16 protein-coding genes and 2 tRNA genes are annotated in these 19,935 nt (G+C 35.3%); 9 read left to right on the top strand and 9 right to left on the bottom strand.

Translation table 11 applies throughout. The features are described 5' to 3' along the window. The 7 genes from ACFPTQ_RS02670 to ACFPTQ_RS02640 all read left to right on the top strand — a co-directional run bounded on the left by ACFPTQ_RS02670 (window position 1) and on the right by ACFPTQ_RS02640 (window position 9,283). A complete protein-coding gene (locus tag ACFPTQ_RS02670; RefSeq protein ID WP_379773542.1) occupies window positions 1-1,137 on the top strand; it encodes a CaiB/BaiF CoA transferase family protein in 1,137 nt (378 codons plus the stop codon). 5 nt (window positions 1,138-1,142) lie between these two features. After that, window positions 1,143-2,372, top strand: coding sequence for an ABC transporter substrate-binding protein (locus ACFPTQ_RS02665; protein WP_379773539.1), 1,230 nt, complete (start codon window positions 1,143-1,145; stop codon window positions 2,370-2,372). Beyond that, window positions 2,372-3,442, top strand: coding sequence for a Gfo/Idh/MocA family protein (locus ACFPTQ_RS02660; RefSeq protein ID WP_379773537.1), 1,071 nt, complete (start codon window positions 2,372-2,374; stop codon window positions 3,440-3,442). The genes ACFPTQ_RS02665 and ACFPTQ_RS02660 overlap by 1 nt, the downstream gene beginning before the upstream one ends. Window positions 3,443-3,545: 103 nt before the next feature. Next, window positions 3,546-3,989 (top strand): MaoC/PaaZ C-terminal domain-containing protein, encoded by a 444-nt coding sequence (locus ACFPTQ_RS02655; protein WP_379773536.1) that lies wholly within the window; start codon window positions 3,546-3,548, stop codon window positions 3,987-3,989. A gap of 23 nt (window positions 3,990-4,012) precedes the next feature. Next, complete coding sequence (gene fucP, locus ACFPTQ_RS02650) at window positions 4,013-5,314, top strand: L-fucose:H+ symporter permease (RefSeq protein ID WP_379773533.1); 1,302 nt, start codon at window positions 4,013-4,015, stop codon at window positions 5,312-5,314. 153 nt (window positions 5,315-5,467) lie between these two features. Then, a complete protein-coding gene (locus ACFPTQ_RS02645) occupies window positions 5,468-7,147 on the top strand; it encodes a glycoside hydrolase family 28 protein (RefSeq protein WP_379773530.1) in 1,680 nt (559 codons plus the stop codon). Between the two features lie 150 nt (window positions 7,148-7,297). After that, the gene (locus tag ACFPTQ_RS02640) at window positions 7,298-9,283 is read left to right on the top strand and encodes a glycoside hydrolase family 97 protein (protein ID WP_379773527.1); all 1,986 of its coding nucleotides are present in this window, start codon (window positions 7,298-7,300) and stop codon (window positions 9,281-9,283) included. Window positions 9,284-9,367: 84 nt separating this feature from the next. Here ACFPTQ_RS02640 and ACFPTQ_RS02635 read toward each other — a convergent pair whose 3' ends face one another. The 5 genes from ACFPTQ_RS02635 to ACFPTQ_RS02615 form a co-directional block, all read right to left on the bottom strand. Beyond that, complete coding sequence (locus ACFPTQ_RS02635; protein WP_379773524.1) at window positions 9,368-10,240, bottom strand: hypothetical protein; 873 nt, start codon at window positions 10,238-10,240, stop codon at window positions 9,368-9,370. A 76-nt stretch (window positions 10,241-10,316) separates the two neighbouring features. After that, window positions 10,317-10,736, bottom strand: a complete 420-nt coding sequence (locus tag ACFPTQ_RS02630; protein ID WP_379773522.1) for a hypothetical protein — start codon at window positions 10,734-10,736, stop codon at window positions 10,317-10,319. A gap of 74 nt (window positions 10,737-10,810) precedes the next feature. Continuing rightward, complete coding sequence (locus tag ACFPTQ_RS02625) at window positions 10,811-11,245, bottom strand: hypothetical protein (protein WP_379773520.1); 435 nt, start codon at window positions 11,243-11,245, stop codon at window positions 10,811-10,813. A gap of 8 nt (window positions 11,246-11,253) precedes the next feature. Further along, a complete protein-coding gene (locus ACFPTQ_RS02620; protein ID WP_379773518.1) occupies window positions 11,254-11,838 on the bottom strand; it encodes an RNA polymerase sigma factor in 585 nt (194 codons plus the stop codon). Window positions 11,839-11,982: 144 nt separating this feature from the next. Then, complete coding sequence (locus ACFPTQ_RS02615) at window positions 11,983-13,161, bottom strand: PepSY-like domain-containing protein (protein ID WP_379773515.1); 1,179 nt, start codon at window positions 13,159-13,161, stop codon at window positions 11,983-11,985. 276 nt (window positions 13,162-13,437) lie between these two features. Here ACFPTQ_RS02615 and ACFPTQ_RS02610 point away from each other — a divergent pair, with 276 nt between their 5' ends. After that, entirely contained in the window at window positions 13,438-14,265 is an 828-nt protein-coding gene (locus ACFPTQ_RS02610; RefSeq protein ID WP_379773512.1) for an SMP-30/gluconolactonase/LRE family protein, read from the top strand. 263 nt (window positions 14,266-14,528) lie between these two features. On the opposite strand, the gene ACFPTQ_RS02605 is transcribed toward ACFPTQ_RS02610, so the two are convergent. The 4 genes from ACFPTQ_RS02605 to rseP all read right to left on the bottom strand — a co-directional run bounded on the left by ACFPTQ_RS02605 (window position 14,529) and on the right by rseP (window position 18,645). Continuing rightward, window positions 14,529-14,602 (bottom strand) — tRNA-Asn (locus ACFPTQ_RS02605). A 205-nt stretch (window positions 14,603-14,807) separates the two neighbouring features. Further along, window positions 14,808-16,724, bottom strand: coding sequence for a glycoside hydrolase family 97 protein (locus ACFPTQ_RS02600; protein ID WP_379773509.1), 1,917 nt, complete (start codon window positions 16,722-16,724; stop codon window positions 14,808-14,810). A gap of 369 nt (window positions 16,725-17,093) precedes the next feature. Continuing rightward, window positions 17,094-17,167: transfer RNA gene (locus ACFPTQ_RS02595), tRNA-Asn, on the bottom strand. Window positions 17,168-17,301: 134 nt separating this feature from the next. Next, entirely contained in the window at window positions 17,302-18,645 is a 1,344-nt protein-coding gene (rseP, locus tag ACFPTQ_RS02590) for an RIP metalloprotease RseP (RefSeq protein WP_379773507.1), read from the bottom strand. A 154-nt stretch (window positions 18,646-18,799) separates the two neighbouring features. On the opposite strand from rseP, the gene ACFPTQ_RS02585 reads away from it, so the two are divergent. Then, window positions 18,800-19,873: an NADH:flavin oxidoreductase/NADH oxidase gene (locus ACFPTQ_RS02585; protein ID WP_379773503.1), complete on the top strand. Its 1,074-nt coding sequence runs from the start codon at window positions 18,800-18,802 to the stop codon at window positions 19,871-19,873. Window positions 19,874-19,935: the final 62 nt, after the last annotated feature.

The following is a 19,935-nucleotide window of genomic DNA, read 5'->3' as shown; positions in this document are numbered from 1 at the left end:
ATGAAACCCTTAGAAGATTATTTAATTATCGATTTCAGCCAGTTTCTTTCTGGTCCTTCGGCGAGTTTGCGCTTAGCCGATTTGGGTGCTCGTGTCATTAAAATTGAGAAACCCGGAACTGGTGATATTTGCAGAACCTTATATACTTCGGATTTGATTATGAACGGAGAATCCTCTGTTTTTCATACCATCAACCGAAATAAAGAATCCTTTGCTATTGATTTCAAGCAGCAGGAGGAATTAGCCAAATTGAAAAAGTTATTGGCAAAAGCCGACGTGGTAATGCATAATTTCAGACCTGGAGTTATGGAACGCATCGGACTAAGTTATGAAGAAGTAAAAGCCATCAACCCGAATGTAGTCTATGCTTCGATTAGTGGTTATGGAACAAAAGGACCTTTTGTAGACAAACCGGGTCAGGATTTGTTATTGCAATCCTTGACGGCTTTGACCTGGTTGACCGGAAACGAAGGCGATGGCCCTGTTCCAATGGGATTGTCTATCGTGGATATGTTGGCAGGAGCACATTTGGCACAAGGGATTTTAGCGGCTTTGTATCGAAAAGTAACCCAAAATGTTGGTGCTTTAGTGGAAGTAAGCATGTTGGAATCGGCATTTGATTTTCAGTTTGAAACCATTACCACTTTCTTTAATGATGGAGGTGAATTGCCGGTAAGAACCAAAACGAATAATGCAAATGCTTATTTAGGTGCGCCTTATGGCATTTACAAAACCAAAAACGGTTATATGAGTCTGGCCATGGGCTCGATTCCGGTTTTAGCCGAATTATTATCCTGTGAAGAACTAAAACAATTTCCAGAAAATAAATTCACTTTAAGAGACGAAATCAAATCGGTTTTGGCGGCGCATTTGCGTACGCAGGATTCCGAATATTGGTTGAATATTTTAGAACCAGCCGATATTTGGTGTGCCAATGTATTGAACTACAAACAGCTTTTTGCTCAGGAAGGTTTTCAGGTTTTGGATTTCGTACAACAAGTAGAAATGATTGATGGTTACCAATACAAAACAACACGTTGTCCCATTCGAATTGATGGGGAATTATTTACTTCGGGTAAAGCCTCTCCGAAATTAGGTCAGGATAATGAAAACATTATAAAAGAATTTAATCTTTGATACGCATGGGGAAATCAGTTTTTAAAATAGCGGTTAGAAAATTTGGGCCTTTTGAAACAGCCATGCAACAGCTATGGGATGCTTTTTGTTTGCAACACAAGATCAAGATAGCAGTAGAAATGGTTCCCTTGGAATTGCATGATTTGTATGAACAAACCATTAGTGAAGGCGGTTTAAGAAAAGGCGATTGGGATATTGCACATATCAATACCGATTGGATTTTTGATGCAGCGAAAGCCAATGCAGTTGAGGATTTAACTTCCTTTATTGCTAAAAACCCTCCGCAGGATTTTCCGAAGGGCTGGCACAATTCCTTATTGCATTTACAGGAAATTGATGGAGGGATTTACGGATTGCCTTTTCATGATGGCCCTGAATGTTTGATTTACAGAAAGGATTTATTCGAAAATCCGATTGAGAAAGAGAATTTTAAAAAGCAGTTTGGTTACGAATTAGCGCCACCAAAAAGCTGGCTGGAATTTGAACAAATTGCCACATTCTTTAATCGTCCGGAAGAAAATGTATACGGCTGTGTTTTTGCCAATTATCCTGACGGACATAATATGGTATTTGATTTTTGTTTGCATTTATGGACTCGAGGAGGTTCATTGTTAAATGCCGAAAAGAAGATTAATATCAATACACAAGAAGCAATAGATACGCTGGATTATTATCGTTACATCGTTAAGAAAACAGATGCGGTTCATCCCGGATCAGTTGATTTTGGTTCGGTAGAAGCAGGAATCGCTTTCTCTAAAGGAGAAGCGGCTATGACGATTAACTGGTTTGGTTTTGCCTCGATGTGTGAGGTCATAGCCGAATCCAAAGTAAAAGGAAAAGTAGATGTTACGACACTTCCTTTTGCCGAAGGCGGGAAAACAGCTTCGTTGAATGTGTATTGGTTATACACGATTGGTACAGGAAGTAAAAACAAGCAATTGGCTTATGACTTTTTACGATTTGCTACTACAGCCGAAAGTGATAAATTATTAACGAATGCAGGAGGAATTGGTTGTAGAAAATCAACCTGGGCTGATGCTGAGATTAACAAAACCATTCCGTATTACCACAAACTGGAAAGTTTACATGAAAATGCGTTGACTTTACCGCAAATTGCTATTTGGCCGGACATTGCCATATTGATTGACCAAATGGTTTTGACAGCCTTAAAAACAGATATCCCATCGGCAGATTTATTAAAAAATACACAAATTGAAATTCAAAAAATAGTATAATGATGCAAATTCCTTATAAACCTGAATTACCCCAAACAAAGCAACCTATTGTAATTATTGGTGCTAGCGGAATTGTAAAAGATGCCCATTTGCCTGCTTACAAAATGGCGGGATTTGAGGTTTTTGGTATTACCAACAGAACTTTTGCGAAAGCGCAGGCAATGGCAGAAGAATTTGGTATTCCTCATGCTTTTGAAACGGTTGCAGATGCTGTAAAGAACGCTCCGTCGAATGCGGTTTATGACATCACGGTGATGCCCGAGCAATACATTGAAATATTAGAACAATTACCAGATGGAGCTGCAGTTTTGATTCAAAAACCAATGGGGAATGATTTGGCCGAAGCCAAAGCCATTCTAGAAGTTTGTAATCGAAAAAAATTAGTAGGTGCAATCAATTTCCAGTTGCGTTTTGCACCATTTGTGGCCTCGGCGCGTCATTTGATTAATGAAGGAATTATTGGTGAATTGTATGATATGGAATTTAAGGTTACTGTAAATACACCTTGGGAAATGTTTCCTGTGGTGAAAGTACATCCGCGATTGGAGATTTTATTCCACTCGGTGCATTATATTGATTGTATCCGTTCGTTTATTGGTGATCCAAAAACGGTTTTGGCGAAGACATGGAAACATCCGTTGAAGGATTTATCGTCTTCGCGTTCGACTATTATTTTGGATTATGGCGATACGATGCGTGCCGTAATTAATACGAATCACGATCATCATTTTGGTCCGGAACACGAAGAAAGTTATATCAAATGGGAAGGAACCAAAGGAGCCATCAAAGCCAAAATGGGCTTGTTGATGAATTACCCGACTGGTTTGGAAGATGTTTTCGAATATTCGGTTAAAAACGAAAATGGCAACTACGAATGGACCAAAGTACAATTGGAAGGTTCTTGGTTTCCGGAAGCTTTTGTGGGTACTATGGCTAATTTGATGCGTTATAAAGAAGGTTCGGATGCGGTATTGCATGCCAGTGTAGAAAATGTACTAGGCACCATGAAAGTGGTAGAAGCTTGTTACATTAGCAATGAAAAGGGTGGAATACTACTGAATGATTTATAAAAATGTAGTCCTTAGTCCCTAGTTCTGAGTCCTTAGTATTTTGGCTAATATCTAAGGACTAGGGACTAAGGACTTAGTACTAACAACTAAACAACTAAAAAATATGTATTTTAAGTCAACTTTTTTTGAAGATTACCAATTAGGTGAAAAACGTGTAACCTTAGGAAGAACGATTACAGAAACCGATTTTGTGGTGCACGCCGGACATACAGGCGATTTTTTTCCGCATCATATGGATGAAGAATGGTGTAAAACACAGCCTTTTGGACAACGAATTGCGCATGGAACGATGGTGTTTGCCATTGGGATTGGGTTAACGGCTTCGGAGATAAATCCGGAAGCTTTTTCTAAAGGATATGATAGAATGCGCTTTGTAAAACCGGTTCACATTGGGGACACAATCCATTCTGAAATTACGATTTCGGAAAAAGGAGATGCCAAAAGACCAGAAATGGGAACCGTAACCGAACATGTGGAAATCATTAACCAAAGGGGAGAAGTGGTGATGGTGTGTGACCATTTGTTATTAGTGAAAAGAAAAAATTAACCAACCAAAATAAATTATAAATTATGCAGATAACCAATCAAATGGGAGACCAGCACGCTGTGCCTACAGAGGGAGGAAAAGGAACTAAATATCTGTTGCCTTTTATTTTAATTACATCGTTGTTTTTCCTTTGGGGAATGGCTCACAATTTGGATTCTATTTTGATTCCACATCTTAAAAAAGCTTGTCAGTTAAATAATAGGCAATCAACACTGATTGATACTTCGGTGTTCTTAGCTTATTTTTTAATGGCGATACCGGCAGGGATGATTATTAAAAAAGTAGGTTATAAAAACAGTATTATCATCGGACTTTTAGTTTTTGCAACAGGTGCATTTCTATTTGTTCCGGCAGCAGATACACAGGCTTATGAGTTGTTTTTAGTAGCTTTATTCATTATTGGTTGTGGATTGACTATCTTAGAGACTAGTGCGAATCCTTATGCCGCTATATTAGGTCCGCAAGAGTCTTCTTCTAAACGCTTAAATTTAGCGGCCTCTTTTAATGGTTTGGCGGCAATGGTGGCCCCAATAATTGGTTCAATGTTTATCCTCTCTGGGAAAAGTTATAACCCAGAACAATTAGCTGCTATGCCCGAAGCAGAACGTTTGACATATCTTGCTGGAGAAGCAGCAGCAGTTAAAATACCTTATATTGTTTTAGGAACGATTTTGGTTTTGGTGGCCATATTGTTTTATTTCATGCACTTACCATCAATGAAGTCAGAGCCTGCTGAGGCGGAGGTGAAACCTGGATTTTTCTCGGTTTTAAAACACCGCCATTTGAGTTGGGCAGTGGTAGCACAGTTTTTCTATGTGGGAGCGCAGGTTTGTGTAACCAGTTTTTTTATTAGAATGGCACAACAAGGAGCAAATATGGATGAAAAAACGGCGGCTTATTATTTAGGACTTTATGGAGTGTTGTTTATGGCTGGGCGATTCATTGGAACTTTTTTCCTGAGGTTTGTAAAAGATTATGTGTTGCTTTCTATTTATGCCGTTTTAAGCGCTATTCTTTGTGCGGTGGCAATTTATGGTACAGGTATAGTGGTAATTTATGCTTTGGGAGCAATTGGATTTTTTATGTCCATTATGTTTCCTACGATTTTTTCTTTGGGATTAGTGGGCTTGAAAGGAAATACTGAAACAGGTTCTTCATGGTTGGTAATGTCAATTGTGGGAGGAGCTATTTTACCTTACGGAATGGGAACGTTGATTGATATGAACCATGATAATATTCAATCGGGATATTTGATTCCTTTAGTTTGCTTTCTGGTTATTCTTTACTTTGGAGTTTTTGGACATAAGGTTAAAAATGTAGAATAAGTTAAATACTTTTATAAAATGAGAATCCCCTCTTTTCTGTATGGAAAGGAGGGGATTTTTTATCATATGATGTAATTCAAAAAAAATTAAATATATTTGAAGGATAATCGATTACATAAATTGTATTTTATTAATAACCAACTAATTAAAAAAATGAAAAAACAACCGATTCAACATTTATGTATGGCTTTAATGCTTTTAATGATAAGTTATTCTAATCCTGTTGAAGCTCAAAATGCAAATTCCGTTGAAGTATATTCTGGGATAGAATTTAAAATGAATAAAATTCAAGAGCCTCATATTCCAAATAATGCTGTAAATATCAAAGATTTTGGAGCTGTTAATGGTGGCTATGTTTTAAACACTAAAGCTTTTGCGGATGCTATTGAAGCTGTTTCTCAAAAAGGAGGAGGGAAAGTGATTATTCCTCCGGGAATTTGGCTTACTGGTCCAATTATTTTGAAGAGCAATTTAGAACTACACGCCGAAAGAGGTGCTTTAATTAAATTTTCAACCGATAAAAGTTTGTATCCATTAGTTGAAACTAGTTTTGAAGGTTTAAATACTTGGCGTTGTATTTCGCCTCTTTATGGTAAAAATTTAGAGAATGTAGCTTTTACCGGAAACGGTGTTTGGGACGGTTCTGGCGAAGTTTGGAGACAGGTTAAAAAAGCAAAATTAACAGAAAGTCAGTGGAAAAAAATTGTGGCTTCTGGTGGAGTTGTCAATGCCTCTAAAACCAGTTGGTATCCATCCGAAGTATTTATGAAAGCTTCAGAAGGTGCGGATCAAAACGTTCGTTTGGATTTAAAAACCAAGGAAGAATTTGAAGCTATTCATGATTTTCTTCGCCCCGTATTAGTAAGTATTCAAAACAGTAAAAATGTTCTTTTTGATGGTCCGGTGTTTCAAAATTCTCCAGCATGGAATATTCATCCATTGATGATTGAAAATCTGATTGTTCGTAATGTAACAGTTCGTAATCCATGGTTTTCACAAAATGGAGATGGATTGGATGTTGAATCCTGTAAAAATGTTTTGGTCGAGAATTCTAGTTTTGATGTGGGTGATGATGCTATTTGTATCAAATCAGGAAAAGATAAGGACGGTCGCGATCGAAAAAAGCCTTGTGAAAATATTATCATCCGAAATAATGTAGTTTATCACGGTCATGGAGGGGTAACAGTAGGTAGCGAAATGTCTAGTGGAGTTAAAAACATGCACGTTTCCAATTGTTCTTTTATGGGAACCGATGTAGGATTGCGTTTTAAAAGTAATCGTGGTCGTGGTGGTGTAGTAGAAAATATCTTCATTTCAGATATTTATATGACTGATATTCCTTCGCAAGCGATCTCTTTTAATTTGTATTATGGAGGAAAATCAATTGCCGAAACACTAGAAGAAGGTGGAACACCCGTAGAAAACAAAGCGCTTCCAGTAGATGAAAAAACACCACAATTCAAAAATATTGTAATGAAAAACATCACGATAGCTGGTGCTGCACAGGCGGTGTTTTTACAAGGATTGCCAGAGATGAATCTGGAAAATATTGAGATTTCTAATTTGCTTGTAAAAGCCGATAAAGGGGTTACCATTATTGATGCTAAAGGAATTAAAATTAGTAACGCCAAATTGGACATTAAAGAAAGTAATGTAATTGATATCTTCAATATTAAAAATAGTGTGTTCAAAAACGTTGAAATCAATTCCACTTCTCCTAAGGCAGTTACCATCAATGGAGGAGCTTGTGAGAATATTGATTTGACGACTTCCAATTTGTCTAATAAAACAACAATGGGTGATAAGGTTTCCAAAAAAGCAGTCAAGTTTTAATGCAATTCCCCAAGGATATTAAGCTTCAAAATGTTAGATTTTGGAGCTTTTTTTGTTAAAATTACAAATTAGTGTGTAATTAACACTTTATTCGTTATTAGAGTATAATTATTTGTTATTTTTGATTTTTAACTCAATTATAAACCAAAAATGACTGATTCAATTTCAAAAACTTTTCAAATACTTTTTTCTAAAGTAGCTTTTATTTTTTTATTGTTCAATTTTTCAGATGTTCATTCTCAAGAACTAATTAAGACCCTTTCAAGTCCTGATGGGAAACTTAGTGTAAATGTATTGGTAAAAAACGGTACAGCATCCTATAGTGTTTCTTATAAAGGGAAAGTATATTTAGAGCCATCTCCATTGGGGTTAAAAACCAATGTGGGTGATTTTAGCTCGGGTTTAGAGTTGAAAGATAAAGTCAATCAAAAAACAATTGATGAAACGTATGAATTGCCTAATATTAAACAATCTAAAGTGCATTATGTAGCTAATGAATCCGTTTTTTCTTTTGTAAAAGATAACCGTTCAGCTATTGATGTTATTTTCAGAGTAAGCAATAATGATGTAGCTTTTAAATACAAGGTATATCCTCAAAAAGAGACGCTTTCGGCAGTGGTTAAGGAAGAAGCTTCTGGGTTTATATTTCCAGAGGGTACTACTTCATTTCTTTCAGCTCAAAGTAAGGCAATGGTGGGTTATGCCCGTACGATGCCAAGTTATGAAATACCTTATGTAGTTGATGCTCCAACGGGGAAAAATGGAAATGGCGATGGTTACACTTTTCCTTGTCTTTTTAAATTAAACAATGGAGGTTGGATTTCAGTATCCGAAACAGGTGTGGACAGTCAGTATTGTGCCAGTCGATTGATAGGTCATGAGAAAGGTTTTTACAGTATTGGTTTCCCTATGGATGGAGAAAATAATGGAGTTGGTTCACCAACACCTGGAATTGCGCTTCCAGGTGAAACACCTTGGCGTACCATTACTATTGGAGAAACATTGGCTCCAATTGTTGAAACAACGGTTCCATTTGATTTGGTAAAACCAAAATATGAGGCTTCACAGAAATACAAATACACAAAGGGAACTTGGAGTTGGATTATTGGGATGGATAAAAGTATGAATTATGATGAGCAACTAAGGTATATCAATTTTAGTGCTGACTTAGGTTATGAAACCCTGTTAGTGGATGCGCTTTGGGATACTCAAGTAGGACGTGATAAGATTGCCGAGTTAGCGAAATATGGAGCAACAAAAGGAGTTGGTTTGTATTTGTGGTACAATTCGAATGGATATTGGAATGATGCGCCACAAAGTCCAAGAGGAATTATGGATAAAACCATTGCGCGTCGTAAAGAGATGGCTTGGATGAAAAGTATTGGTATCAAAGGAATCAAAGTAGATTTCTTTGGAGGAGACAAACAAGAAACCATGAAATTGTATGAAGACATTTTGTACGATGCCAATGATTACGGAATTATGGTAATTTTTCACGGAACTACTTTACCTCGTGGGTGGGAACGCATGTATCCTAATTATGCATCAAGTGAAGCGGTTCTAGCTAGTGAGAATTTGTATTTCGGTCAAAGAAGTTGTGATTTGGAAGCTTTCAGTGCTACTTTACATACTTTTATCCGAAATACAGTGGGAAGTATGGATTTTGGAGGAAGTGCTTTGAATAAATTTTACAATGAGAACAATACGCCTAATAAAGGTTCTAAACGAATGACATCGGATGTGTATGCATTGGCAACGGCAGTATTGTTTCAAAGTGGCGTACAGCATTTTGCTTTGGCACCAAACAATTTAACCGATGCTCCAAAATGGGCTATCGATTTTATGAAGGAAGTCCCTACTACTTGGGATGAGGTGCGTTTTATCGATGGTTATCCAGGAAAATATGCAGTAATTGCGCGTCGTCATGGTACTAAATGGTACGTGGCAGGAATTAATGCACAAAAAGAAACCTTGAAGATTAAAGTAAAATTACCAATGATTGCTGCTGGTGCGGAATTGAAACAATATCTTGATGATGCGCAATTAAATGGAAAAGTGATTAGTACTAAATTGAAGAAAAATCAAGAAATGGAATTGGTTATTCCAACCAATGGAGCAACACTGATTATTAATTAATCGAACGATTTGTTTTTTGAAAAAGCTTATAGGAAGTTGTTCTTATAAGCTTTTTTTGTTATCAGATAATGTGTAAAAGTGCCATTACAAATTAATCAAATATGCTATTGCAAGATTAAAGTAAGAGGTGTTTTTTAATCTAGGTTCGCCATCCAATGCATTTGGAAAGTTGAGGTTGTAACCCAGTTCAAAGTCAAAGGATTTGTAGTTTACGTTAAGTGGTAAATTGATTTGGGTATTAATTAAATCAAATGTTGAGTTGGTAGTGTAAACCGTTATTGGGAAACCATTAAAGAAAAAGGTTCTCGCGAGTTCAATAGTTTGGTTTCCGGCAACAATACTTAATTGAGGTTTTAGTGATAGTTGTGTGTTTTTATTTTTATAAAGGTTTAGTATAGCATAATTAGAAGAGGTGATTTGGACTCCATTTTCATTTCCAAATAAATAAGAAAAGGAAAGTTGCGAATTAAAATTTCTTTTTTTGTTTCTAAATGCAAGGGCGGTGTTTATCACATTACTATAAGCATTATCCAAATTATTGTTGTAGAAATATCTGGAATAGGAGGTGTTAAATCGGAGCTTTTTGTGTTTGCCAAGGTCTTTTCCGTAGCCTAATGTGGTCGTAATTAAATCCCAATTAGGATCGAATTCACTATAATAAATTCCAGATAAGCTTGCGTAAATTCCGGAGGAATGCATATAGCTAATTTTTGGGGAGAGGTTGTATTGGTTAATGCCTATATCACGACCAGAAAAATAAGTTTTATCATTATAATTTAAAGAAAGATATAGGAACTGAATTTTAGACATTGATTTTAGTAAGTCTTCAAAATCTTGATTTTTTTCTAATAAGTCGTCTAAAATTGCATCGGTTTCCTGCTCTTTTGTGCTTGTCTCCTGGGCATATGTTATTGTGCCAAAGGTGAATAGTATAGCAAGTAAAAAGAGTTTTTTCATTGAGTTGTATAATTAAAAAAAGTAAGTGATTAAAGTTTATTAATCACTTACTTTCATAGTATAAAAATACTATTTTTTATCTATGTCTCACATTTCTTAACCTAGAATCTTTGAGGGTTTCTCGAATTCGGTTAGTATTGCGTTCCTGAATTTGTTGTCGTTGTTCAGTGGTGAGACTATTTTTAAAATCTCTTTTTAACTCTTTGAAGTTTTCTTTTGTCTGGTTGAGTAAGTTTTTTTGAGCTGCTGTAAAGGTTTGAATCAGTGCCGCTTGTTTTTGCTCTTTGCTTAAGCTAGCGTCTTTTAAAATAGCCAATTGTTCGGGGGTAAGAGAGGCTTTGAATGCTTCGCGATTGGCTTTTATCAAATCGCGTTGTTCTTTAACTAGTTTTTGCTGTTCAGTAGTGAAATTATCAATCACAGTGCTCTTTTGCGCCCTTCCAGAGTACATTACCATAAAAAAGAGAAACGCTGTTATTGTAATTATTGATTTCATTGTTGATGTTTTTATTGTAGTACTAAATTAGCGTTTTTTTATTAGACCCAAAATGGAAATACTATTAAAAAGTATTATATATCGTCTAAAATAGAGTTGGTAATGTATTCGTCTATTTCCTTATCGTCTACAAATAAGGAAGAAATGAGAATATCATTTTCATGTGTCAAATTATAATTAGGTATAGGATTGTTTGTAGTTGGATTTTTAATATCCATTTGAACAATGCTGTCCGTAAGTGGTGATGCAATGCGATCCGGGTTTTGCGAATTATAGGTTTTTAAAATACTTAATCCCAAAAGCAAGGTGACTGAGGCAGCGGCTAACCAGCTTGTTCTTTTTTTGTAAAAAGGGATAACCTTAGTTTCGTTTTGGGTTGCAATTTTATCCAGAATTTCATTTTTTGATTTAGAAAAATAATTTTCAGGAATAGTAAGTCCTAAAGCATCCGAATGAATTTTGTTTAATTCATCGTCTTTCATCTGATTCATTTTATCCTTTGCTTCCATAGTGCTGCTTAACTTTTTTGTGTATTTTCAACTAAGGCTTTTTTATTTAAACTCAGTGTTTCAATATTGCTCTCAATCGTTTTTACGGCATTGTAATACAATGTTTTTATTGTTCCTTCTTTCATTTCTAAAATACTGGCAATTTCATGAAATTTTAATTCGTCATAATATTTCATATTAAAAATTTGCCTTTGCTTATAGTTTAATTCCGATACTACTGTTTGTAATTTTAACTGTAAAACATCGGCATCAAAAAAAATATCTTCCAATAAACTATTTAAATATTTCGAACTGACGTCCTCTATCGAAATGGAATGTTTGTTTTTATTTTGTTCTAAAAAACGAATAGATTCGTTATAGGCTATTTTATACATCCAGGTATAAAGCGAACTTTGTTTAGAAAATTTATTAATTCCTTTGTAAACTCTTATGAATGTATTTTGCAACACGTCATCGGCATTTTCATGTGTAATGACTAATTTTCTGATATGCCAATAGAGTCTAACTTGATACAGATCTATGAGTTTGTTAAATGCTCTGTCTCTATCAGTCTCGCTAATCAATTGCTCAATAAAATCGGATTCGTTTACCAACAGTTACATTTATTTGTTTATTCAAAATTACAATTTTGAATGTAAATTGTTACTACAAAATGGTTTAATCATTGTCCTTTCCGTAATTGGAACCCATACAAGTGAAAGAAACAAACGCTTGTATGGGTTATATAGAGAGTGAAATTACTTGGTTTCTACACTTTCAAATACTCCTGTAGCTGAAAATTCCAATTCTAAATGAGTGGCATCAGTTGTGGTGATGTACACTTCAATGTCTCCGTCTCTTTCTTTATGAGCACCATTAATTACAGCACCAGGATAGTTGGTTTCAATATAGGTTTTAATAGCAGTAATTAAATCAGTTAAAGGAATAGAGGAATGGTCTCCAAAATCAGATTTTGTTTTTTCAGAAACAAACTCATAGGTTGCAGAGAAGGTTAGTTTTAAACGTACACTTGCTGCTGTAGTAACATATATTTCGTAAGTTCCGTCAGGCTCAATGTGTGCCAGATAAATAGTTGCACCAGCATAATTAGTGCTAATGTAAGTAGTGATTTCAGTTGGTAAATCGGCAACAGCTACTACAGTATGTTCTCCTAAATGATAAACATCAATTGTACTTACTGAGACAAATGTACCATCAGCGGTAAAGTTTAAATTTAGTTTTGCTCCGTCTGCAGTAACTACAAATACATCGATACTTCCATCAGTTTCTTTAAAAGCAGCTACTGTTTTTGATCCAGGATAATTATCACTAATATAAGTAGTAATACTTGATACTAAATTAGCCAGTGCAATTCGACGGTGTCTGTCTGAATGTTGATGTCTGTGATTTCCTTTGGCTTTTAATTCACGTGCCGAAATAAATTCACCTGTGCTGCTAAAATTCAATTTCATTTTAACGCTCTCAGCAGTTGTAATTAATACATCAAAACTTCCATCCGATTCTAAATGAGCTGAATTGATAGTTGCTCCTGCATAATTAGTATTGATGTAAGTTACAATAGCTGCCTGTAAATCGCTAATGGCTACAGGAGTAATTGTGCTGGAGCTGGATAAAAGTCCTTTGGCAGTAAAATTTAATTTGAAAATAGCATTGATGTTAATAATGCCTTTAGAAGCTGTTCCCGTTTTTACATATACGGTATAGGTTCCGTCAGAATTTAAATTGACTTCTGAAATGCTGGCTCCCGAATAGTTTTTAGCAACGTAGCTGCTAATTGAGGTAGGTAAGGTAGCTGCACTGGTGGTTTCATAAGTTAATGCTGCCGTTGTGGAATCGTCAGTTGAATTTGTGCCATCATTTGAACAACTGTACAACGCACAAGATAATGCGATTGCTAATAGAGAAATCTTTTTCATTTTTTTAAGGGATTAATTGTTAATAGTAGGTAATGGTATTTCATAAATGCATTTTTGGAATTCCTTTTATAAACCTATAGACCCTGCTTTTTTAAAAAAGTTTTAGCGAATGCAAAAAAAATTGAAAAAGTTTACTTTAACACTGAATAGCTTTTTACTCAAGCACGATATCTGTTTTAGCACACACAGATTTTAGCAAGTAAATTTCTTTGTTGGAATCATTGCTCGTACTTTTGTTTTAACTTGTACTCCTGAAAATCATTTAAAACGAATACGATGAAATACTCTTTTATAGCATTATCCACTTTTATAGCATTCAGTTTTACAACGAAAGCCCAACAGCTTTCAAAACCGCTTTGGGAAACTCAGCATTTGGCTGTGCCTGAATCAGTGTTGTATCATGCTGCAGACAAACAATTGTATGTTAGTTTGATTGACGGAGCAGGAAATGTAAAAGATGGTAAAGGAGGTATTGCCATACTCAATCTTGATGGCAGTGTAAAAAAAGCCAACTGGGTTGAAGGCTTAAACGCTCCTAAAGGTTTGGCTGTCTATAAAAAAACGCTTTATGTGGCAGATATAACCGCTGTGGTAAGCATTGATATTCCAACAGGAAAAATTATAAACAAACTGGAAATTGAAAATGCGGTTTTCCTAAATGATGTTACAGTAGATAATCAAGGCGTTGTTTATGTGTCGGATACGCGTACCAACAAAATTCACCGTATCAAAAATGGTAAAAGCGAACTTTACCTAGAAAACGTAACCAGTGCCAATGGTTTGAAATGGATTGACAAAAACCTCTATGTTCTGGCTAATAATGAACTTTGGAAAATTGACGAAAAGAAAAGTATTCGAGTTATTGCCAAAGGTTTCGAAAAACCGGGCGATGGTGTGGAGCAGTTTCAAAACGGCGATTTCATAGTTACATGCTGGGCAGGATTGATTTATTATGTCAAAGCCAATGGCGAAATCAAAAAATTACAGGATGTACAAGGACAAATGAACACCGCTGATTTAGGTTATAATCCCAAAGAAAATGTACTGTATATCCCCACTTTTAACCATAACAGTGTGATTGCTTATAAGCTATTGATGGACTAAAAAATTTTTTAAGAATATAAAACGGAAAAACCTTTGCAGTGATGCGGAGGTTTTTTATATGCCAGGTTACCTATTGTTGAGTAAAAAACAAAAAAAGCCTCTACATTGCTGTAAAGGTTTTGAAATAAAAGCTCCTCCTATTGAGCTCGTTCCGATAATTATCGGAACAAGAACCCTCAGATTAATTCTATTTTAGAAATTGTTTTGGAAAGTTTAGAGCAAAAAAAAGACCATCATTGCTGATAGTCTTTTCTAAAAATAAGCTCCCCCTCTTGGGCTCGAACCAAGGACCCTCTGATTAACAGTCAGATGCTCTAACCAACTGAGCTAAGGAGGAAACTGTATATTTAATATGCGTAAGGAACGTGTTTAATGGCTATTATTAAGCTATTTCAGCTTGTTCTTAGTGGATGCAAATATAACAGCTTTTTTGAATGTAACAAATAAAAGAGTGGTTAATTCAATGCCTATTTTGAAAGTTTATATAATAAAAAAGACTATCAAGAATGACAGTCTTTTTTAATAGATTGTGAAATAGTCTTTTATTTGTTTAGAACTACTTTAATGCAAGCACCACCACCAGGAGCTAGCTTAACATTTATTACCTCTTTATTTGATATGTTTTTTGTCGTAACCTTGTAGGTTTCACGATTGGTTAAATAGTGTGCTGTATCGCCATCTTCAATAATTTCAGCTTTAAAGTTACCCTTTGGTAAAAAAGACATTGGAATCTGAATGTTTCGTTCTTTTTCGTTTGTAGCAACACCTATAAGGTATACCCCATCTGAAGCTTGTCTCATGGTTACTATATATTCACCAATTTCACCAGCAAGTGTTTTGCTTTCCATCCAAGGCATTTTTTGTGCTGATAGAAAACCAAGCAGTTCTGGATATTTTTCGTAATATTCTGGAATATCCGGAATAATGGTAGCTCCTGAAAATGTGATAAGAGTGCGAGCGGCCTCTGAAACAACCGTAGATGGGACTTCCATATTGTTGTCTACTCGAGTTGTTTTTCCTTGGCGTAGATCAAACATTCCATTGTTCATATCAACAGGTCCAGCAATCATATTTACAAAAGTAGAAGTCACAAAAGTTTTTGGATAAAAAATATCTCTTCCGTCAAGTTGTGCTTTGCAATATTCTCTTGTCACAGCATTTGGCCAAGTACGCATTTGACCGTATGGATGAACAGGCTCGTCATGGTAATCAACCATTAGCTTGTTTTTTGCACAAAGCTCAGTAAGCATTTTTGTGCGTATATTTTTTTCTTCTGGGTTGCCTACCATGAATCCGTACTTCACTCCAGCAGCGCCCCATTGATGATAATGTTCTAATGTTTGTTCTATTGGGAATTTCTTTCCACCAACATCGTTTAGGTAGAGCCATACCCCCACACCTTTTTCTTTTCCGTATTTAATGATATTTTGTACGTCTTTTGCTTTGTCCCCTTTTAAAGGATCTGATTCGTCTGAAAATTCAGGTCCATACCAGTTAGCATCTAATACTAAGTTAGGGAAGCCTTGTTTAGCTGCAAAATCGATCATTTTAACCCAAGAAGTATAATTCATTCCGTAATGGAAACCATTCCAAACAGCTCCGTCAATTCTCCAATCCCAAAGTGCTACTCCTGGTTTGACCCAAGAAAAATCCATTTCAGGAGCAGGATTTAGTAATTCTAATAAATGGGAGTCTACTATTTTACCTGGTGAGTCTGCAAAGAAAATTACCCTCCAAGCAGATTGATAGTTAGAGTGAAGTTCTTGAGGTTTTGAGGCAATTGAAAATGATAGCGCTCCTTTTTTAGATTTCAATCTAAGTGGTTCTCCTTCTTCTAAGTAGGCTTCGTGAATGGCCATAAATTGATTTTCATCAGCTTTAATAGTCATTACAGGCATTCTTTCGCCGTCAGCCATAGATAGTAATTCAGGTCCGATATTGTGTTTTTCAAAATTGTAATACCAAGCAGTATAATCACCGGAAAAATTAAAACCAGTAAGTTCGGATATAACTTTATTTTTAGTTTTAGTATCTTCAGGGATAAGATAACGAAATGCTACGCCATCATTATAGGCACGGAATTCGATGTTCATTTTCTCTGAATGATCTGCAGAAACTAGTTTAAGTGTTAATTCGTTGTAATTATCTGAAACTAATTTTCTCTTTCCCCAAGTAGGTTTCCAAACAGAATTTATTTTTTTTCGTTCTTGGCCAGTTACTATCCATTTTTCGGAGGGAATCTTACCGCTGTTTACTGTTTCAAACCCCATAGGAGATTTGCTAATCATCAATTTTTTGTTAGCAGAAAAACTATACTCATAACTACCGTTGGGCTGTTTTTCCACTTTTATTTCCAACTTTTTATTAGGAGAATTTATAATGTAAACTTTTTGCGAGCTTTGGGCTTGTAATGCAGTGAAAGATAATAGGAGAATTAAAAATAGCTTTAAAAATTTCATGTTTTAAATTTTAATCGGTATGTGTTATCAAATAAATAATCAGCAAATGTTTTTCAAATAAAATTAGAATAATTCTTTAATCAACAAATTTAAATCAATTTATTAAAGGGCAATTGATTTATTTTTCAATTATTTTAGAATTAACGAGGTGTTTGGGGTTTCGCTGATATTGAAATGAGTGTACCTTAAGTATGGATGATGTAAACAATAGGTATTTGGATGATAGAATTTGAAAGGTTTTTGAAAAAAGCTCGTCATTTCTGATGAATTTTTCCAGTAATACTTCTCTTTCTTGGCGGACTCGAATCCAGTCCGAATTATTTTAAAATAAAAAAGCCTCTACATTGCTGTAAAGGCTTCAAATAAAAGCTCCCCCTCTTGGGCTCGAACCAAGGACCCTCTGATTAACAGTCAGATGCTCTAACCAACTGAGCTAAGGAGGAAACTGTATATTTAATATGCGTAAGGAACGTTTTTAGTGGCTATTGTTAAGCTGTGTTAGCTTGTTCTTAGCGGATGCAAATATAAGACGATTTTTGAATGTGGCAAACAAAAAATGAAAAAAAATACATTTTTTTTACTTGCCTACAATGGCCTTATAAATATCATTTCCATTAGCAAATACTAATAGTGTAATAAGTAATACAAAACCAACCATTTGTGCATTCTCTAAGAATTTATCACTTGGTTTTTTACCAGAAACAATTTCGTATAATAAAAACATAACGTGTCCACCATCAAGAGCCGGAATAGGCAATAAGTTCATTACACCAAGCATGATTGATAATAGAGCGGTAATCCCCCAGAATACTTCCCAGCTCCAGCTATTTGGAAAAATATTATAAATAGCAGCAAATCCGCCTACTTGTTTATAGGCACCTGTATCTGGATTGAAAATCATTTTCAATTGTTTTCCGTAACCTATTAATTGGTCTTTTCCTTTTTCGATTCCAACTGGAATAGATTCTAAGAAACCATAATTTTGAGTGCTTACTTTGTAATAACCTAGTTTCTCTAATGAATCCATACCTATCCCACCTATTTGAACACCCAATTTTCCTTCTTTGTTTACATTTACCTGAACCGAAGTTTCTTTTTGGTCGCGTAAAACAACTGCAGTAATCGTTTTTCCTTTATTACTTTCTAGAATGCTTTTGGCTTCGTCAAAGTATTTTGTTTTTTGACCGTTTAAGGATAAGATAATGTCTTTAGATTGTAAAGCTTTATTAGTAGATTCTTCAGCAATAGCCCCGATTACAAAAGGCATACGGATTGAAACTACAGGCGATTTTTCGTATTTGGTAAGTTGGTCAATAAAATCCTTAGGCATTTTTATAGTTTGTTCAGTACCGTTTCTTTCAATAAGAACCTCTTTACCCATTACGATTTTCATGTTGATTTCGTTGTCAAATTTGACAATTGAAGTACCATCAACAGCAAGGATTTTATCTCCGGTTTTAAAACCAGCTTTGATCATGGCAGGGTTTTCAATTAAAAGACCATCTTTCATATCCTGCATTGCTACATAAGTATCACCATAAGCAAATGCCATCCCAATGTAAATAATAAAAGCTAAAATAAAGTTTACCGTAACTCCACCCAACATAATAATCAAACGTTGCCAAGCCGGTTTAGAACGAAATTCCCATGGTTGTTGCGGTTGAGCCATCTGGTCTTTATCCATACTCTCGTCGATCATTCCAGAGATTTTTACATAACCACCTAGTGGTAGCCAACCAATTCCATATTCGGTTTCGCCAATTTTCTTTTTTAACAAGGAAAATTTAACGTCAAAAAACAAATAGAATTTTTCAACTCTGGTTTTGAATAATTTGGCAGGAATAAAATGTCCTAATTCGTGAAGTATAATAAGTAATGATAAACTCAATAAAAATTGAGAAAGCTTGATAATTATTTCCATTTTTAAATTTCAATTCTATATATTCGGCTAAAGTAACATTTTCTGTTATAGTTGCAAAGATTTACACAGAACTATGCGTAATAAATGTTTGTTAATAATTTTCATTTTGCAACTATCAAATAGTAATTTTACTATCCTTAAAAAATCACAGTCTATGGAGTCTCAATTGTTTTCTTCAATAAAAATTAAAGAACTAACGTTTAAAAACCGAATTGTTATTTCACCAATGTGTCAATATTCATCTATCGATGGATTTGCAAATGACTGGCATTTAGTGCATTTGGGTAGTAGAGCTAGTGGAGGAGCAGGACTAATTATTCAGGAAGCTACAGCGGTATCGCCTGAAGGAAGAATTTCACCCGAAGATTTAGGAATTTGGAAAGACGAGCATATTGAAAAACTAAAAGCGATTACTGCTTTTATCAAAAGTCAAAATGCTGTTCCGGGAATTCAGCTGGCGCATGCTGGTCGAAAAGCGAGTGTTTCTTCGCCTTGGAAAGGAAATAAAAAACTGGATGCTTCACAAGGCGGTTGGCAAACAGTGGCGCCATCTGCAATACCTTATCACGATTCAGAACCTTTTCTTCCAGAAGCTTTGGACAAAAACGGAATCCAAAAAGTGATTGCTGATTTTAAAGCAGCAACAAAGAGAGCTGTTCAAGCAGGTTATGAGGTTTTAGAAATTCATGCGGCTCATGGATATTTGAACCATCAGTTTTTATCACCATTGTCGAATACTAGAACCGATGAATATGGAGGAAGTTTTGAAAACCGAATTCGTTTTACGATGGAAGTTCTGGAGGCAGTTCAAACCGAATGGCCTGAAAATTTACCTTTATTTGTGCGTATTTCGGCTACGGATTGGGCGGAAGGTGGATGGAATGTAGAAGAATCTATCCAACTTTCTAAAATTCTAAAAGAAAAAGGAGTGGATTTAATTGATGTGTCTTCGGGAGGTGCAGTTTCACATCAAAAAATTACTTTAGGTCCGGGGTATCAGGTTCCTTTTGCCGAAAGAATTAAAAAAGAAGTCGGAATTTTGACGGGAACTGTTGGATTAATTACTGATGCATTTCAGGCAGAAGCAATTTTGCAAAATCAACAAGCAGACATGGTTCTTTTTGCTCGTGAATCGCTTCGCAATCCTAATTTGGGATTGGATTTTGCGAAAGCATTAGGAGCAGAAGTCGATTGGCCAAAACAATACGAAAGAGCAAAATTAAAATAGAAATTGCACTTATTAAGATATTAAGTTTTATTGAGAGTTTTAAAATGTTTTAAAAATCAAAA

The sequence above is a fragment of the Flavobacterium sp. GCM10022190 genome (assembly GCF_042656445.1).
GTDB lineage: Bacteria > Bacteroidota > Bacteroidia > Flavobacteriales > Flavobacteriaceae > Flavobacterium > Flavobacterium nitratireducens.
Note: the sequence above shows the minus strand (reverse complement) of the source record. Positions and strands in the feature narration are given on the sequence as shown.

Excerpts from the sequence above, each read along its gene's own strand:
- ACFPTQ_RS02670 (WP_379773542.1), top strand. The coding sequence starts at position 1 with ATGAAACCCTTAGAAGATTATTTAATTATCGATTTCAGCCAGTTTCTT.
- ACFPTQ_RS02665 (WP_379773539.1), top strand. The coding sequence starts at position 1,143 with ATGGGGAAATCAGTTTTTAAAATAGCGGTTAGAAAATTTGGGCCTTTT.
- ACFPTQ_RS02660 (WP_379773537.1), top strand. The coding sequence starts at position 2,372 with ATGATGCAAATTCCTTATAAACCTGAATTACCCCAAACAAAGCAACCT.
- ACFPTQ_RS02655 (WP_379773536.1), top strand. The coding sequence starts at position 3,546 with ATGTATTTTAAGTCAACTTTTTTTGAAGATTACCAATTAGGTGAAAAA.
- fucP (WP_379773533.1), top strand. The coding sequence starts at position 4,013 with ATGCAGATAACCAATCAAATGGGAGACCAGCACGCTGTGCCTACAGAG.
- ACFPTQ_RS02645 (WP_379773530.1), top strand. The coding sequence starts at position 5,468 with ATGAAAAAACAACCGATTCAACATTTATGTATGGCTTTAATGCTTTTA.
- ACFPTQ_RS02640 (WP_379773527.1), top strand. The coding sequence starts at position 7,298 with ATGACTGATTCAATTTCAAAAACTTTTCAAATACTTTTTTCTAAAGTA.
- ACFPTQ_RS02635 (WP_379773524.1), bottom strand. The coding sequence starts at position 10,240 with ATGAAAAAACTCTTTTTACTTGCTATACTATTCACCTTTGGCACAATA.
- ACFPTQ_RS02630 (WP_379773522.1), bottom strand. The coding sequence starts at position 10,736 with ATGAAATCAATAATTACAATAACAGCGTTTCTCTTTTTTATGGTAATG.
- ACFPTQ_RS02625 (WP_379773520.1), bottom strand. The coding sequence starts at position 11,245 with ATGGAAGCAAAGGATAAAATGAATCAGATGAAAGACGATGAATTAAAC.
- ACFPTQ_RS02615 (WP_379773515.1), bottom strand. The coding sequence starts at position 13,161 with ATGAAAAAGATTTCTCTATTAGCAATCGCATTATCTTGTGCGTTGTAC.
- ACFPTQ_RS02610 (WP_379773512.1), top strand. The coding sequence starts at position 13,438 with ATGAAATACTCTTTTATAGCATTATCCACTTTTATAGCATTCAGTTTT.
- ACFPTQ_RS02600 (WP_379773509.1), bottom strand. The coding sequence starts at position 16,724 with ATGAAATTTTTAAAGCTATTTTTAATTCTCCTATTATCTTTCACTGCA.
- rseP (WP_379773507.1), bottom strand. The coding sequence starts at position 18,645 with ATGGAAATAATTATCAAGCTTTCTCAATTTTTATTGAGTTTATCATTA.
- ACFPTQ_RS02585 (WP_379773503.1), top strand. The coding sequence starts at position 18,800 with ATGGAGTCTCAATTGTTTTCTTCAATAAAAATTAAAGAACTAACGTTT.